This window comes from Leyella stercorea DSM 18206 (assembly GCF_000235885.1).
Classification (GTDB): domain Bacteria; phylum Bacteroidota; class Bacteroidia; order Bacteroidales; family Bacteroidaceae; genus Prevotella; species Prevotella stercorea.
Genome location: NZ_JH379442.1, coordinates 16,114 through 32,543, shown reverse-complemented (window position 1 = coordinate 32,543; position 16,430 = coordinate 16,114). Strand labels below are relative to the sequence as shown.

The 16,430-nt window shown below is 49.2% G+C and carries 13 protein-coding genes; 11 read left to right on the top strand and 2 right to left on the bottom strand.

The window, feature by feature from the left end; translation table 11 throughout:
• Window positions 1-28: 28 nt before the first annotated feature.
• Together HMPREF0673_RS08505 and HMPREF0673_RS08500 are read right to left on the bottom strand one after the other, a co-directional pair.
• Window positions 29-1,447 carry a tetratricopeptide repeat protein gene (locus HMPREF0673_RS08505; RefSeq protein WP_007900955.1) on the bottom strand — a complete coding sequence of 473 codons (1,419 nt, stop codon included), beginning with the start codon at window positions 1,445-1,447 and terminating at the stop codon, window positions 29-31.
• A gap of 7 nt (window positions 1,448-1,454) precedes the next feature.
• Window positions 1,455-3,167, bottom strand: coding sequence for a glutamine--tRNA ligase/YqeY domain fusion protein (locus HMPREF0673_RS08500; protein WP_007900948.1), 1,713 nt, complete (start codon window positions 3,165-3,167; stop codon window positions 1,455-1,457).
• A gap of 193 nt (window positions 3,168-3,360) precedes the next feature.
• Between HMPREF0673_RS08500 and HMPREF0673_RS08495 the strand changes: the two genes are divergently transcribed.
• The 11 genes from HMPREF0673_RS08495 to HMPREF0673_RS08445 all read left to right on the top strand — a co-directional run bounded on the left by HMPREF0673_RS08495 (window position 3,361) and on the right by HMPREF0673_RS08445 (window position 16,423).
• Complete coding sequence (locus HMPREF0673_RS08495; protein WP_007900947.1) at window positions 3,361-4,275, top strand: glycosyltransferase family protein; 915 nt, start codon at window positions 3,361-3,363, stop codon at window positions 4,273-4,275.
• A 219-nt stretch (window positions 4,276-4,494) separates the two neighbouring features.
• The gene (locus HMPREF0673_RS08490; RefSeq protein ID WP_007900945.1) at window positions 4,495-5,184 is read left to right on the top strand and encodes a queuosine precursor transporter; all 690 of its coding nucleotides are present in this window, start codon (window positions 4,495-4,497) and stop codon (window positions 5,182-5,184) included.
• An 88-nt stretch (window positions 5,185-5,272) separates the two neighbouring features.
• Window positions 5,273-5,752 carry a preQ(1) synthase gene (queF, locus tag HMPREF0673_RS08485; protein ID WP_007900944.1) on the top strand — a complete coding sequence of 160 codons (480 nt, stop codon included), beginning with the start codon at window positions 5,273-5,275 and terminating at the stop codon, window positions 5,750-5,752.
• Between the two features lie 78 nt (window positions 5,753-5,830).
• On the top strand, window positions 5,831-7,180 hold the full coding sequence (locus HMPREF0673_RS08480; protein WP_007900942.1) for an alpha-L-fucosidase: 1,350 nt from the start codon (window positions 5,831-5,833) through the stop codon (window positions 7,178-7,180).
• Between the two features lie 143 nt (window positions 7,181-7,323).
• The gene (locus HMPREF0673_RS08475; protein ID WP_007900940.1) at window positions 7,324-9,099 is read left to right on the top strand and encodes a biotin/lipoyl-binding protein; all 1,776 of its coding nucleotides are present in this window, start codon (window positions 7,324-7,326) and stop codon (window positions 9,097-9,099) included.
• A 6-nt stretch (window positions 9,100-9,105) separates the two neighbouring features.
• A complete protein-coding gene (locus HMPREF0673_RS08470; protein WP_007900939.1) occupies window positions 9,106-9,651 on the top strand; it encodes an HDIG domain-containing metalloprotein in 546 nt (181 codons plus the stop codon).
• Window positions 9,652-9,718: 67 nt separating this feature from the next.
• On the top strand, window positions 9,719-12,571 hold the full coding sequence (locus HMPREF0673_RS08465; RefSeq protein ID WP_007900937.1) for a putative LPS assembly protein LptD: 2,853 nt from the start codon (window positions 9,719-9,721) through the stop codon (window positions 12,569-12,571).
• 74 nt (window positions 12,572-12,645) lie between these two features.
• The gene (locus tag HMPREF0673_RS13425) at window positions 12,646-13,401 is read left to right on the top strand and encodes a hypothetical protein (RefSeq protein WP_007900935.1); all 756 of its coding nucleotides are present in this window, start codon (window positions 12,646-12,648) and stop codon (window positions 13,399-13,401) included.
• Between the two features lie 50 nt (window positions 13,402-13,451).
• Window positions 13,452-13,832, top strand: a complete 381-nt coding sequence (locus HMPREF0673_RS13420; RefSeq protein ID WP_007900932.1) for a helix-turn-helix domain-containing protein — start codon at window positions 13,452-13,454, stop codon at window positions 13,830-13,832.
• Between the two features lie 474 nt (window positions 13,833-14,306).
• On the top strand, window positions 14,307-15,509 hold the full coding sequence (locus HMPREF0673_RS08450) for an OmpA family protein (protein ID WP_040596695.1): 1,203 nt from the start codon (window positions 14,307-14,309) through the stop codon (window positions 15,507-15,509).
• Window positions 15,510-15,529: 20 nt separating this feature from the next.
• Complete coding sequence (locus tag HMPREF0673_RS08445) at window positions 15,530-16,423, top strand: FimB/Mfa2 family fimbrial subunit (protein ID WP_007900926.1); 894 nt, start codon at window positions 15,530-15,532, stop codon at window positions 16,421-16,423.
• The last annotated feature ends 7 nt before the right edge of the window (window positions 16,424-16,430 follow it).

Sequence of the window (16,430 nt, the reverse complement as noted above, 5' to 3'; positions counted from 1 at the left end):
GTGGGTATGGCAGGGATGCCATACCCTCCTACTCTTTTACTTTTTCATAGTCGAAGTAATCCTTCGGGTCCATGCCCGTGGGGAAGTATTCGCCGAGCACCTTGCGCGCTTCCGAGGGGTTCTGCTGACAGGCTATGTTGAGATACTTCAAGTATTCGTCATGCTTCTGCAGCTGTCGGCAGCACGCAGCCAGATAAGCCGCACCCTCGTCGCCTGGATTGTGGTGCGCTTCGTGATAGGTTTTGAACATGCGGTACGCTATGGTAGGGTATCCACAGTCGTACACCGAGATGGCTATGCGGAAGAATATCTCGTGAGAGAAGTGAGTGGCTTGCAAGGCTTCAACGAAACTCTTTATAGCTTCTTTCACTCTACCATGCTCTAATAGGATATGACCACGTATTACGTTTATCTCGCTATGGTTGCAATCGGGGTCGTTGTCGGTCTCGGCAAGACATTCGAGTGCCTGTTCTATATGTCCGAGTTGTGAGAGAGTGAATGCACGACATTGGTTCACTTCCGATGTGCTAATATTGTATTTCTTGAAACATTCCAACGCCTTGTTGTACTGCGGCATAGCCTCCTCCGGTCTGCCCATGTTGAGCAGGCAGTTGCCTACGAACATATATGCAGCACCCTCCTCCGGACAGAGTTTGAGGAAACGCTGGTAGTAGTCCATTGCCTCGGTGAAGTTGCCAAGCGAGAACAGACCGTTAGCCTTGTTGAGCAGTGCCTCCTCGTCCTCGGGGTCGATAGCTATGGAGTATTCGCTCGACGTTATCGAGTCGTTGATGCGGTTGCTCATGAGCTGCGTTACGGCGAGTGAGTTCCAGTACTTGCCCGAGTAAGGGTCTTCGTCGAGCAGCTGTTCGAATATCTGTTCGCTCTGCTCGTAGTCGCCCTTGGCGAAGGCAATGCGTGCTTTCACCTCACGATAGTCGAGCAGGTCATCCTCGTCGCTCATGGCAAGCCACTTGGCTGCTATGTCGGGTTGGTTATAATCGATAAAAATAGTAGCTATGTCGAGTACATAGTCGGGCACGTCGTCCTCGTCAATCTGGTGCATCGCATTGTTAAGGAAGTTATCAGCTTCCTCAACATTGCCACGTGTAATCATAATCTCGGCTTGCAGATAAAGACAGTCGAGGTCGAGCTGGTCGGCTATCATGTCAGCGTAGTGTTGCGCTGTGTCGATGTCTTTATTGTCGATAAGAGCTATGCGTCCCTTGAACACCAATGGCATAGCTGCTCCTGGGTGTAGTTGGATGGCATAGTCAAGAACGTCAACAGCTTCCTTTCTCTTGCCACTGTCATAGTAATATTCAGCAATGTCCGACAACTCGTCGCTGCCGAAGTACTCAGGATGGTCTTCTTGCAGCGACGATTCGTATCGGTGTAGTGTCTCTTGAAATTCGGGACTGTTGAAATAATTCTCTTTTTTCTCCATCAAAGTTTTACTTGTTTTGCTTTGCCCAAGCGTCCTTCAGACCAACAGTCTTGTTGAACACAGGGTTCTCGGCTGTAGAGTCGAGGTCTGCCATGAAGTAGCCGATGCGCTGGAACTGCAGATACTGTCCAGGCTTGCAGTCGGCAGCGTAGTCCTCAACGTAGCAGTTCTCGATAGTTTTGAGGCTCTCCGGGTTGAGCAGTTCGCGGAAGTCGCGCTCGTCAGCCGACGGGTTCTCAACGCAGAACAGACGGTCGTAAACGCGCACCTGAGCCTTGTGGCAGTGGTCGGCAGATACCCAGTGGAGTGTGCCCTTCACCTTGCGGTTGGCGCCCTCAAGACCGCTCTTGCTGAGCGGGTCGTACTCGGCCTGAATCTCCACGATGTTGCCCTCGGCATCCTTTGTGCAGCCAGTGCACTTCACGATGTAGGCGTTCTTCAGACGTACCTCCTTGCCCGGAGTCATGCGGAAGAATTTTTTCGGAGCATCCTCCATGAAGTCGTCGCGCTCGATCCAAAGATTGCGCGAGAAGGTGATGGTGTGTGTGCCGTCAGCCTCGTTCTCCGGGTTGTTAATAGCCTCCATCTCCTCAGTCTGACCCTCAGGATAGTTGGTGATGACGAGTTTAACCGGGTTGAGCACGGCAGACACGCGCAGCGCACGCTTGTTCAAATCCTCGCGAACGGCAGCCTCGAGCAGCGCCATATCGTTGAGAGCGTCGAACTTAGTGTAGCCGATTGAGTCGATGAACTTGCGTACAGACTCGGGCGAGTAGCCACGGCGACGCATACCCGAGAGTGTCGGCATACGCGGGTCGTCCCAACCCGACACGAACTTCTCCTCAACGAGAGCCAGGAGCTTGCGCTTCGACATCATTGTGTATGTAAGGTTCAGACGGTTGAACTCGATCTGACGCGGGCGGAAGTCGTGCAGGTTCTCTGTCTCGCCACGCATCTCCTTCAGATAGTCGATGAACTTGTCGTAGAGTGGGCGGTGAGGTACGAACTCGAGTGTACAGATAGAGTGGGTTACACCCTCGAAGAAGTCGCTCTGTCCGTGAGCGAAGTCGTACATCGGATAAGCGTGCCACTTCGTGCCTGTGCGGTGGTGTGGAGTGTGGATGATGCGATAGATGATAGGGTCGCGGAAGTGCATATTCGGGTTAGCCATGTCGAGCTTTGCACGGAGCACCATGCTGCCTTCCACAGCCTCTGGAGTGTTCATCTTGTTGAACAACTTGAGGCTCTCCTCAACGGGGCGGTCGCGGTAAGGCGAAGCAACGCCCGGAGTGGTAGGTGTGCCCTTCTGCTCAGCAATCTGCTCAGCTGTCTGCTCGTCGATGTAAGCGTGTCCGTTCTGAATCATCCACACAGCGAAGTCCCAAAGCTTCTCGAAATAGTCGGAAGCATAGTATATGTTACCCCATTTGAAACCGAGCCAAGAGATGTCGTTGAGAATGTTCTCAACGTACTCGTTGTTCTCCTTTGTAGGATTGGTGTCGTCGAAGCGCAGGTTGCACACTCCATTGTACTTTTCAGCCACGCCGAAGTCCATGCAGATAGCCTTAGCGTGTCCGATGTGCAGATAACCATTAGGCTCTGGCGGGAAACGCGTCTGTATGCGTCCGGCGTTCTTGCCCTCAGCGAGGTCCTGCTCAACGAGCTGCTCTACGAAACTCAAATTCTTTTCTTCTACTGTCTTTTCTTCTGTAATTGCCATATATTTAGACTTTTTCTGTTTCTTTCTTTCGTTACATTATGATATAGTATCGTGCAAAGTTACGATTTTTCAGTGATGTGCGCAATTTTATACTATCAATAATTTTTTTATTTCATTCGATTTTGTTACTTTTGCGTTCAGATTAATAATAATCGAAAGTCAATATAAATTAACTTAAACAAATATCAGAGTTATGAAACCAACACTTTTCCTCCTCGCTGCAGGTATGGGAAGCCGTTACGGCGGACTGAAGCAGCTCGACGAGCTCGGCCCTCACGGTGAGACAATCATGGATTACAGTATCTACGACGCAATCAATGCTGGCTTTGGCAAGCTTGTGTTCGTTATCCGTAAGGATTTTGAGGACGACTTCCGTCGCATTGTTCTTTCTAAATATGAAGGCCACATCCCTTGCGAGCTCGTGTTCCAAAGCCTTGACGCACTGCCCGAGGGCTTTACATGTCCTGAGGGTCGCACAAAGCCTTGGGGTACTAACCATGCGCTGATGATGGGTGCAAGCGTTATCAATGAGCCGTTCGCTGTGCTCAACTGCGACGACTTCTACGATCGCGATGCATTCCGTGTAATGGGCAAGTGGCTCAGCGAGTTGCCAGAGGGTTCTACTGGTAAGTATGCTATGGTAGGTTTCCGCGTAGGTAACACTCTTTCTGAGAGTGGCACTGTAAGCCGTGGCGTATGTGAGAACGATGAACATCATCACCTGACATCTGTTGTTGAGCGCACCAAGATTCAGCGTTTCGACGGCGTTGTTAAATATCTTGCTGACGACAACGAAACATGGGTGGAGATTCCTGATACAACACCGGTATCTATGAACTTCTGGGGTTTTACACCTGATTACTTCAAGCACAGTGAGGAGTACTTCAAGGCGTTCCTCTCTGACCCGAAGAACATGGAGAACCTTAAGAGCGAGTTCTTCATCCCATTGATGGTAGACAAGCTCATCCACGACGGCACCGCTACTTGCGAGGTGCTCGACACGACATCTAAGTGGTTCGGCGTGACCTATCCGGAGGATCGTCCGGACGTAGTGGCTAAGTTCCAGAAACTTGCCGACGAGGGTGTTTATCCAGCAAAGATGTTCTAAACTACATCGCAATATTTATAATCATTATAGCGAGGAGTTGCGCTGAAACCATTCGTTTCGGCGTAGCTCCTCGTTCTTTATTGCTATTTACTCTGTGTTTTTGTTTGCGTTCTCATTAAAAAGTAGTAATTTTGCAGCCGTAAATAAGTGTAGCAGTATCGTTTACTATATACATTATATTATATAGAGTGCTTGATAAACCTCTTAAAAAACAAGATTATGCAGAAAAACAAGAAAACCGTGAGTGTGCTGTTTTTGCTTTTCAGTACGCTTTTCTGCGTTTGTCTTATTACGGCAAACGTGCTTGAGACAAAGCAAATTGCGTTAGGTCCGATTAGTGTAACAGGCGGATTAATCGTCTTCCCCGTTTCGTACATCATCAACGACTGCGTTTGTGAGGTATGGGGCTATGGAAAAACCCGATTGCTGATATGGTTGGGTTTCGCTATGAACTTCATCTTTGTCCTCTTTGGAGCATTGTGCGACATATTGCCCGCTGCACCTTACTGGCATAACGAAGAAGGCTTTCATGCGGTATTCGGTCTTGCGCCACGTATCGCATTCGCATCATTCTTGGCGTTCATCGTTGGTTCGTTCGTCAATGCTTACGTTATGAGTCGCATGAAACTCTCGTCGGGAGGCAAGAACTTTTCGGCTCGCGCCATACTCAGTACGGTGTACGGCGAGGCTGCCGACTCCGTTATCTTCTTCCCATTGGCACTTGGAGGAGTAATCCCGATGAAGGAACTGCCCGTGCTTATGATTTCGCAGGTAGTGCTGAAGACACTCTACGAGATAATCGTTCTGCCTCTTACCATACGCGTTGTGCGTTGGACAAAGAAGTTTGAGGGCGAGGACAACTTCGATACCAATATGAACTATAGCATCTGGCGAATATTCAATATTTAAGACAACGTTCAGAGGTTAATGTGCTTTAAAATATAGTATATATAAAATGTAGTATATATAAAATGTAGTATATATAATAAGTATATAAATGGCAACAAATTCAGATAATCGCCGCGACGAAGGCTTGCAGGCACTCGGAGCGAAGACAAAGTATCGTGACGACTATGCACCGGAAGTGCTTGAGACATTTGTCAACAAGCATCAGGGCAACGACTACTGGGTGCGTTTCAACTGTCCGGAGTTCACATCGCTGTGTCCGATTACCGGTCAGCCCGACTTTGCGGAGATACGCATATCGTATGTACCGGATGTGAAGATGGTGGAGAGCAAGAGCTTGAAGCTCTATCTATTCAGCTTTCGCAATCATGGCGACTTCCACGAGGACTGCGTGAACATCATTATGAAAGACCTCGTGAAGCTTATGAATCCTAAGTATATCGAGGTGACTGGTCTCTTCACACCGCGTGGAGGCATTTCTATATGGCCTTATGCCAACTACGGCAAGCCAGGAACAAAGTATGAAAAGCTCGCAGAACGTCGTTTTGAGGAGCACGATTTGCGTGGATAATAACATCGTTAGGTGCAGTTGTGGACAACTGCACCTTTTCTCGTATATAATAACTACCTAAAAATTAATGTAATAAGTATGAAGAAAATCTTTTGTACAGTGATGTTTGCACTCGCTATGTCTGCCGGTGTTTCTGCCGAAAATGCTGCTAACAGCACAGCCGGAACCGCTGCCGACAAGGCTGTTGCGAACAAGTATGTGCCAACAGAAGGCAACCTCGCAGCACGCTCTCATTTCCAAGACTCTAAGTTCGGCATCTTCCTCCATTGGGGACTTTACAGTATGCTCGCCACCGGCGAGTGGACAATGACAAACAACAATCTGAACTACAAGGAGTACGCCAAGCTTGCAGGTGGTTTCTATCCCTCAAAGTTCAGTGCACGCGAGTGGGTGTCAGCAATCAAGGCTTCCGGTGCAAAGTATATCTGCTTCACAACACGCCACCACGAGGGCTTCTCAATGTTCCATACGAAATATTCCGACTATAACATCGTTGACGCTTCGCCGTTCAAGCGCGACGTCGTGAAGGAACTTGCCGACGAGTGTCATCGTCAGGGCATCGGTCTGCACTTCTACTACTCGCACATCGACTGGGGACGCGAGGACGCACCGCTCGGACGCACTGGTCTTGGCACTGGCCGCCCGAAAGAGGCGCAGAACTGGGACAGCTACTATCAGTTCATGAACAATCAGCTCACAGAGTTGCTCACCAACTATGGCGAGGTGAACGCTATCTGGTTCGACGGCTGGTGGGATCAGGATATCAATCCGTCGTTCGACTGGCGCTTGCCCGAGCAGTATGCGCTCATACATAAGCTGCAGCCCTCTTGCCTTATCGGCAACAACCACCACTCTCAGCCGTTCGACGGCGAAGACTTCCAGATGTTCGAACGCGACCTTCCAGGCGAGAATACTGCCGGTCTGTCGGGTCAAGCAATCAGCAAACTTCCGCTTGAGACCTGCGAGACCATGAACGGCATGTGGGGCTACAAGATTACTGACCAGAACTATAAATCTACCAAGACTCTCATTCATTATCTCGTGAACGCTGCCGGACGCAACGCCAATCTGCTTATGAACATCGGTCCGCAGCCAGACGGCTGTCTGCCTGAGGTTGCTGTGCAGCGCCTGAAAGAGATGGGCGAGTGGATGAAGGTTTATGGCGAGACAATCTACGGCACACGTGGCGGACTTGTTGCTCCGCACGATTGGGGCGTGACAACACAGAAGGATAACCGTCTCTTTGTGCATATCCTCAACTTGCAGGATCGTTCACTCTTCCTGCCTATCGGCTCGAAGAAGATTCGCAAGGCTGTCGACTTCGCCACACGCAAGGTTGTGAAGACACAGAAATGCGACGGTGGCGTGCTGATTTCTCTCGACGAAGTGCCCACAGATGTTGACAAAGTAATAGAAATTCAGCTCTAATATTTACTAAAAAAGCGTTGATATTACTGAGTAATTGAATTTTTTTCTCTAATTTTGCATATTTGAAGAGGTGTGCAGTGGCTTAAAGTCACGCTATCTCTTCAAATTGCGTTATACGAACAATAAAAAATCAACTAATAGAGATGAAAAAGAAAATCCAGTTCAGTCTCGTTTATCGAGATATGTGGCAGTCTTCTGGCAAGTTCCAGCCACGCAAAGACCAGTTGGAGCGCATTGCTCCCGTGATTATCGATATGGGTTGCTTTGCCCGTGTTGAGACCAACGGCGGAGCTTTCGAGCAGGTGAACCTTCTCGCAGGCGAGAATCCAAACGATGCAGTACGCGCTTTCTGCAAGCCTTTCAATGAGGTAGGTATCAAGACCCACATGCTCGACCGTGGTCTTAACGCTCTGCGTATGTACCCCGTGCCTGACGACGTTCGCGCCCTCATGTACAAGGTGAAGGCAAAGCAGGGTACAAACATCACACGTATCTTCGATGGTCTGAACGACGTTCGCAATATCATTCCGAGCATCAAGTGGGCAAAGGAAGGCGGCATGACTCCGCAGTGTGCTCTCTGCATCACCAACTCTCCGGTTCACACTCTGGAGTACTACATGAACATTGCCGATCAGCTTATCGCTGCCGGCGCAGAGGAAATCTGCTTGAAGGATATGGCTGGCATTGGTCAGCCTGCATTCCTCGGCAAACTCACAAAGATGATCAAGGACAAGTATCCTGAAATCATCATCCAGTATCACGGTCACTCAGGTCCTGGTCTCTCAATGGCTTCAATCCTTGAGGTTTGCCAGAACGGTGCCGACATCATCGATACAGCTATCGAGCCGTTGTCATGGGGTAAGGTGCATCCGGACGTTATCTCTGTTATCAGCATGTTGAAGAACGAGGGCTTCGATGTTCCCGAAATCAACATGAGCGCATACATGAAGGCTCGCGCCATGACCCAGGAGTTCATCGACGAGTGGCTCGGCTACTTCATCAACCCTGGCAACAAGATTATGTCTTCGCTCCTCCTCGGTTGCGGTCTGCCTGGCGGTATGATGGGTTCAATGATGGCTGACCTCGGCGGTATGCGTACCACTATTAATAATGTGCGCAAGAAGAACGGCCTTGACGAACTCTCCATGGACGACCTCCTCATCAAGCTCTTCGACGAGGTTGAATACGTATGGCCACGCGTAGGCTATCCTCCATTGGTAACACCGTTCTCACAGTACGTGAAGAACATCGCCCTTATGAACCTCCTCACTCTCGAGCAGGGCAAGGGACGCTTCGTGATGATGGACGACTCTATGTGGGGTATGATTCTCGGCAAGTCGGGTAAGATTCCTGGAACTATCGATCCGGAGCTTGTTGAACTTGCAAAGAAGCAGGGCCGTGAGTTCACAGATGTTGACGCTCACACACTTCTCACCGACGCTCTCGACGACTTCCGCAAGGAGATGGCAGAAAACGGATGGGAGTACGGTCAGGACGACGAAGAGCTTTTCGAGCTCGCCATGCACCCTGAACAGTATCGCAACTACAAGAGCGGTCAGGCTAAGAAGAACTTCCTCGCCGACCTTCAGAAGCTCAAGGATGCCAAACTCGGTGCTAACCTCTCTCCCGAGCAACTCAGTGCTTACAAGCACGCCAAGGCAGACGCTGTTGTTGCTCCGGTTAAGGGTGACATCTTCTGGGAGTTCTCAGGCGAGGGCGAGTGCGCACCTACTGTAGAGCCGTTCATCGGCAAGGAGTACAAGGAGGGCGATGTGCTCTGCTACATCCAGGCTCCTTGGGGCGAGTTTGTAGAGGTGCCGGCTGCTCTTGGCGGCAAGCTCGTTGAGATCAACGCAAAGCGTGGCTCAAAAGTACAGAAGGGCGACGTGATTGCATACATCGAGCGCGAGCACGAGTAAAAATATATGTATAAGCAAATAATCGACAAATACTACGTAGGATGTGATGCGTTGCGTCATATCCTACTCGCTCATAGCCAATCTGTAGCGAAACGTGCGCTGCAGATTGCTTCGTTACATCCCGAACTACATATCGACTGCGACTTTGTAGAGCAGGCTGCGATGCTTCACGACATCGGAATCATCCGCGTAGATGCCCCAGGTATAGAGTGTCACGGCACGGAGCCGTACATACGTCATGGTGTCTGTGGTGCTGAAATGCTGCGCAGCGAGGGATTGCCCGAGCGTTACGCCCGTGTCTGCGAGCGTCATACCGGCGCCGGACTGACCCTCGACGATATCGTTTCGCAAGATCTGCCATTGCCACATCAGGATATGCAACCCGAAACAATAGAGGAGAAACTTATCTGTTATGCCGATAAGTTCTACTCGAAAACACATCTCGACCGCGAGAAGACCATTGAACAGGCAGAACGTTCGCTCGCCAAGTTCGGTGGCGACACATTGGCACGGTTCCGCAAGATGAAGGAACTCTTTGAGCCAGAGAAGTAAACAACAAGAACCAACATTATTCAAATTGAGAACAAAGACAGCTATAGCCCTATTGCTTTGCGCCATCATGTTTGTGATGGCAAGTGCTGACGCACCCTCTAAGCAACGCAAGAAGAGAGCGAAAGTTCTTCGCGACTCAATAGAGATAAGTGATATTGCGGATACCATTTTGCGCGATTCGTTGTTGTCGGCTAACGACACTATGCTTACTCTTACTGTTGACACAACGCTCGCATTGGGCGTTGACACAACCAAGATGGACTCTCTGCAACTCGCTATCTACCACCACAATAAGGCTATCGACGACTCCATACGCCTCGATTCAATCAACCGCCAGCGTGCGGGAGGCATCAACTCTCCAGTAAACTATTCGGCAAACGACTCTCTCGTGTACGACGCCGTCACGAAGACAGCACGTCTATATGGCAGTTCCACCGTGAAATACGAGAATATGGACCTTGCTGCCGAGCGCATACACATGAGTCTCGACTCATCCTTAGTACACGCTACCGGAGCCAAGGACAAGGCTGACACCACCGGCATGACACTCTTCGGCACGCCCGTGTTCTCCATGGGCTCTGACAAGTACGAGAGCGACACCATGGCGTTCAACTTCAAGACAAAGAAGGGTCTTATCAGCAACGTGTACACGCAGCAGGAGGACGGTTTTTTGCGTAGCGAGATATCAAAGCGCAGTCCGAACGGCGACATCTTCCTTCAGCATGGTCGCTATACCACTTGCGATGCCGAGCACCCCGACTTCTATATAGCTCTTTCGCGTGCAAAAGTACGCCCTGGTAAGGAGGTCGTGTTCGGACCGGCTTATCTCGTGGTTGCCGATGTGCCTCTGCCGTTTGCCATTCCTTACGGCTTCTTCCCGTTCACCAAGAGCTATTCGAGCGGCTTCATCATGCCTACATACGGCGACGAGAGCAACCGCGGCTTCTATCTGCGCGACGGTGGCTACTACTTTGCCATCAGCGACAAAATGGACCTCAAGCTCCTCGGCGAAATATACACAAAAGGCTCATGGGGACTCTCAGCTGCCATGAACTACACCAAGCGCTATCGCTTCAGCGGCAGCTTTTATGCAAGTTTTCAGAACACACAGACCGGCGACAAGGGTATGCCCGACTTCACCCGTCAGAAAAGCTTCAAGATACAGTGGAACCACCGCCAGGATCAGAAGGCAAACCCTTACAGCTCGCTCTCAGCCAGCGTCAACTTCGCTACGTCGAGCTACGAGCGCAACAACCTCAGCTCGCTCTATAATCCGCAGACCCTCACGCAGTCTACACGCACATCATCCGTGTCGTGGAGCACTACGTTCTCGAGTATCGGTTTGTCGCTCAGCTCTACAGCCAACCTCTCGCAGAACATGCGCGACTTGTCGATTGCGATGACATTGCCCGATCTTAACATCTCGCTCTCGCGTTTCTACCCCTTCAAGCGTAAACACGCTGCGGGCGACGAGCGTTGGTACGAGAAGATCTCAATGTCGTACACGGGTCACATCTCGAACAGCATCAATACTAAGGAGGATAAGCTGCTGCATTCCAACCTGATAAAGGACTGGCGCAACGGCTGGAACCACTCGATACCTATCAGCGGCAACTTCACGCTGTTCAACTACATCAACATTTCGCCGTCGTTCAACTTCCAGGATCGCATGTACACGCACAAGGTGATGCGCTCGTGGGATGCTGCTGCGCAGCGCGAGGTGTGCGATACTATATACGGTTTCAACAACGTGTACAACTATAGTATGTCTATCGGTGCGTCGACGAAGCTTTACGGTTTTTATATGCCGAGCCGTAAGATATTCGGCGATAAGATTCAGGCTATTCGCCACGTGCTGACTCCGTCTGTGAGCTTCAGTTATGCGCCCGATTTCAGTGCGTCGCGCTATGGCTACTACAAGACTTATCAGCGTACCAATGCTGACGGTTCGGTGGACTTGGTGGAGTACTCGCCTTATAAGGATCAGCTCTTCGGCGTACCGGGTAAGGGCAAGACGGGCAACATCGCGTTCGACCTCTCAAACAACGTGGAGATGAAGGTGAAGAGCAGCAAGGACTCCACAGGCTTCAAGAAACTTAGTATTATCGACGAACTCGGTCTGTCGATGAGCTACAATATGGCTGCCAAAGAAAAACCGCTTTCCGACCTCACCATGCGCATCCGCTTGAAGTGGTGGAAAAACTACACGTTCAACATGACCGCCGTCTTCGCCTCGTACGCCTACGAGCTTGACAAGAACGGTCGTCCTTATGTGGGTAACCACACACTTTGGGGTATGGGTAAGTTCGGACGCTTCCAGGGTACATCGCAGAACTTCTCGTTCACGCTCACGCCCGACAAACTTAAGAAATGGTTCGGCGGTGGCGACGACAAGGAGCGCAAGAAGAAGGCTGGTAAGGACGAGGAGGACGGTATTGACACCGACGTGGAGTCGAACGTGGACGACACGATGGTGAACGCCCAGCGCAGCACGCGCAAGAAGAGCGGTGGTGGCAAGGCCGAAACCGACGCTGACGGCTACATGCGATTCAATATGCCGTGGTCGCTGACTTTCGGTTATGGCATCACGATGCGCGAGAACACGGGTGGCAGGTTCAACACGAGGACGATGCGCTATCCGTACAAGTTCTCGCAGAACCTCAACGTTAGTGGTAACTTGCGGCTTAGTGACGGCTGGAATATCTCGTTCTCAAGCGGTTACGACTTCGACCAGAACAAGCTCTCAATGACTACGGCTTCGCTGCAGCGCGACCTCCATTGCTTCAACATGGCGTGCTCCGTAGTGCTTGCTCCGTACACGAGTTATAACTTCTCGTTCCGTTGTAACGCTGCGACGCTTACGGATGCGCTGAAGTATGACAAGCGTTCGGGTTATAGCAATGCCGTTCAGTGGTACTAAAAGAGTGGTGAGGATGTTCTTGCTCTGGCAAGCGGCAGAACCGAGCGGCGAGGGTGAATAAAGAATAGAAGCGTATGGATTCATTATTTCTACTTCAGTTTGCATGTTTCATATTCATGCTTATCAACGGGCTGTTTGTGGGGCTCTCTCATCTGCATGTAAGATGGGAGAACAAGCGGTATGAGCGTTCACGATGGATGATCGTTGTCGCCTTAATAGGACTGGCGATACAATATGCGGTGCAGATGGTTTTCGGATTCCGTGCTGCCGACGACAGTCTTGGGGCGGTCATCAACATTCTCGTCTATACGCCCTGCTTCTCGCTTATCTCTTTAGGTATCTACAACATAGAGACCACACGTTCCAACCTCAGAAAGATGATACTGATGTGTAGTGGCATTTATGCTGCCATCATTGTGGTCTTTTGTGTGGGTATCAGTTTCCATCATAGTCTGTATATCAGAGAGGGGCTTTATGTGATGCTTGCGTTGTTTTGCCTAAGTGTTTTATATTGCATATACATGATTATTCAGGAGATGATCAGGCGTAAGAATATGTTGGAGACAATGGCTGCAACGGATATGTTGCCTTACGTGAGATATTCGCGTGCAAGTGTAATCATTCTCTGGCTCGCAGTTCTCGCTATGCCGATTGCCATCTTTTCTACCACCTTATTATATATAGTAGGTCCTGCTGTATTGCTTGCCTTGTTGTTCTTCAACCTTACATTTATCGCTCTTGGCAGCAGTTATATTCCAACAGGAGAACTCCTGTATAAGGAAGAGGAATCGATGAAACCGAATGTGGAGTGTGGAGCATCGGGGGGGTAAATCCTTTTTCGGATGGGCAGAAAAGCCCGCGGGAGGCTACCACAAAGCGTATGAACCCGATTTCGGAGGAGCGTAGAGTATTCGTACAGCAAAAGCTTGATGAGTGGTGTGCGAATGGAGGCTATAAGGACAGCAACGTAAATATGTTGACGCTTTCTCGTACACTTTGTATATCAAAGAACGAATTGAGCCTGTTTTTCGATCAATGCTTGCACTCTAACTTCCGAATATGGCTCAGCGAGATACGTTTCAACGCTGCAAAGAAGATGATGTTGGAATATCCAGATTATAACAACGACATCATTTCAGCCGAGTGTGGATTCTCTTGTCGCACTCATCTTTACCGAATCTTCAAGACAAAAGAAGGCTGTTCTCCGACAGAATGGAGAGACTTCCAATCTACAGATGCAGCACAAAATGATTCAAATTGAGTATAACCATTTTTCGTAAAATACCAAAGAAAAAGCAAAATCTTTATCGAGAAACAGCCAAAAAGGTGTCGCATTCCTACGAATGCGACACCTTTTTGGTATGAATGCGACACTTGAACAGTGAAAAACAGCACCTTCTTTCTGGGCAATACACTATATTTGCAACATGAAGGAAATAATAGAAACTATGCCAAGGATTGAATTAGCCCTGATCATCATCGGGGTGTTTGTACTCATATTATGTATTATCTTCGGATATGCCATGATACATGAGTACAGGATGTATCTTGAGAATCATTGGAAGGCTCGCTATAGCTTTCGTGACTTCATCAAGAGAGAACGCTTTTATATCTTTTTGCTGTTGGCATCCATATTTATCTTTCTGACAAACCTCTTGTATTTCCTGGAATGAAAAAAAATAAACGAAATAATATGGTAAATCATTTGACAACAAAAAATCGGTTGCTGGTCGCAATGCTTGCATTTATTCTCCCATTTTCTTTTGCGAAAGCAGAAGCAAAAGAAGACGGAAAGACTATTTCGCAAGGCTGGTACGTCGGTATTGAGGGTGGAATGCCTTTCGGTTTCTCTACTTTCTCAAGTTTCGGACACGACAAGACGCATCTCGGTTGGGCTGCTGGCGTATATGGCGGCTATCGTTTCAACTCCATCTTCTCGGCAGAATTGTCTGCCAAGTATGGAGAAATGAACTTGTCTGCACAAGACTGCTGCGTAGAACGTAACTATTGGTTGGGTAGCGACGGTGTGCTTTACAAGGCAGGTGTCTTAGGCATGGACAGTTGGGAGTATGCCAATCTGAAAAGCCATGTCAGGATGGGCAGATACGGAGCAAGAGTGAACGTTAATCTCCTTGGGTTGTTCCATAAGACAGCTAACAGCCGATGGGATTTGGCTGTATCGCCTCATATATATGCAGTAACGACCAAGGCTGATATCCAGACTATAGCCGATGATGCCAAGGTAATGAAAGGTTCTACCAACTGGCATTTGGGTTATGGTGCAGACTTGCAGGTTGGTTATCAACTGACTTCATGCCTGAAATTGGGCATCTATTCCGGTTTGACTCGTCTTACTGGCGAACGTATGGACGGAATGCCAGAGCATCTGCATAAGAACAACTTTGTTTGGGAAAGTGGCATAAGGTTGGGGATAAGCTTCGCAAAGGCTAAAAAGAAGAACGTGGCTGTGGAAACAACGCCGATAGCAGAACCCGAAGTGAGGACAACAGAACCTGAAGTGCAGCAGCTGGAGACCACTCCTAAGGAGACCACCCTCCAGCAGGAGACTGCCGAAAAAGCTGAGACAAGAGTGGGAGAGCAAGAGGTGGTTGAACAGCCGAAGGCGACATTCCCCATCGTCTACTTCGCTTTCAACAGTATCGGCATCAAGCAGAGCGAGCTGTCGAAGCTGAATGCTATCCTACATACATTGAAGGAGAATCCGCAGATGAAGGTGACTGTAACAGGTTGGTGCGACACGAAAGGCAGCGTGGCTGTCAATAAACGTATATCTCGCCAGCGTGCAGAAACCGTAAAGACTTGGCTTGTGAAGAATGGCATAGAGGCTAATCGCATTACTGCAATAGGAAATGGTAGCGATGACACCCAAGATGCGGATAAGGCTCGCCGAGTAGAGACTAAAGACAATCATAAGTAACCCATAAAACAAGATAGAAAATGAAAGCAAAAAGAAGATTTAATATTTGGTTATGGGTGCTGTTATGCGTCCCATGCCTGTTGGCAAGTTGTGACCATAATGTTCATGATGGTGAGGATGAGGGTGGTTTGTCAGTATCGCTCACTTGGGCGGATGAAGCCGACCAAGGTACGGAAGTGAAGGACGTGAAGCTCTGGATATTCAATGCCGATGATGGCTCCTTGGTAGAGGAAAAACATTATAGTAGTGCTAAGGAGGTGGCAAGCCAGCGCTTCGTTCTTCCTGAAGGGTCGTATCGCATCTTGGCTGCCACCAATCTCACAGAACCGTTTACTATCGGTGACCAGACCAGGGCTTTGACTAATTGGAACAATATCCAGATAGGCTTGACCAATCCTAAGGATGTGAACCATAATGCTTATTTCGGAGTGACCGACGTGAGGATTGACAACAAGGAAGGCAACTATGTGGTGCAGAATCCTATCAAGAGCGTGCTTGCCGAACTGACCATCATCATAGAGAATGTACCTAAAGGTACAGAGATGAGTGGCAAGGCATTAGATGCAGCCTGGTGTCTGTTCCCTACACAGAAGAATAGTGATGGAGAATATGGATTGCCGAGCATAGATCCAACGGAAGTGGAAATGCCTACTATCTTGGCTACTGAGTCAACTTTGCAATCAGAAGTCATCCGGCTGATGCCGACCATACAGGGAAGCCCCGCCTCTCATGTTTATCTCCGCCTCTTGCTCCCTAACGGGACCTTGCAAGAGTATGACATCACCGCTCCTGCGATGAAGGTTGGAGGAAAGTATGAGTTGCGACTCAACTACAACCAAATGCAGCCAAAGATGAATCTGGAAGCTACCATCAACGGTTGGACGAACCTCAACAATGAAGTAGAAATAAAATAATAATAAC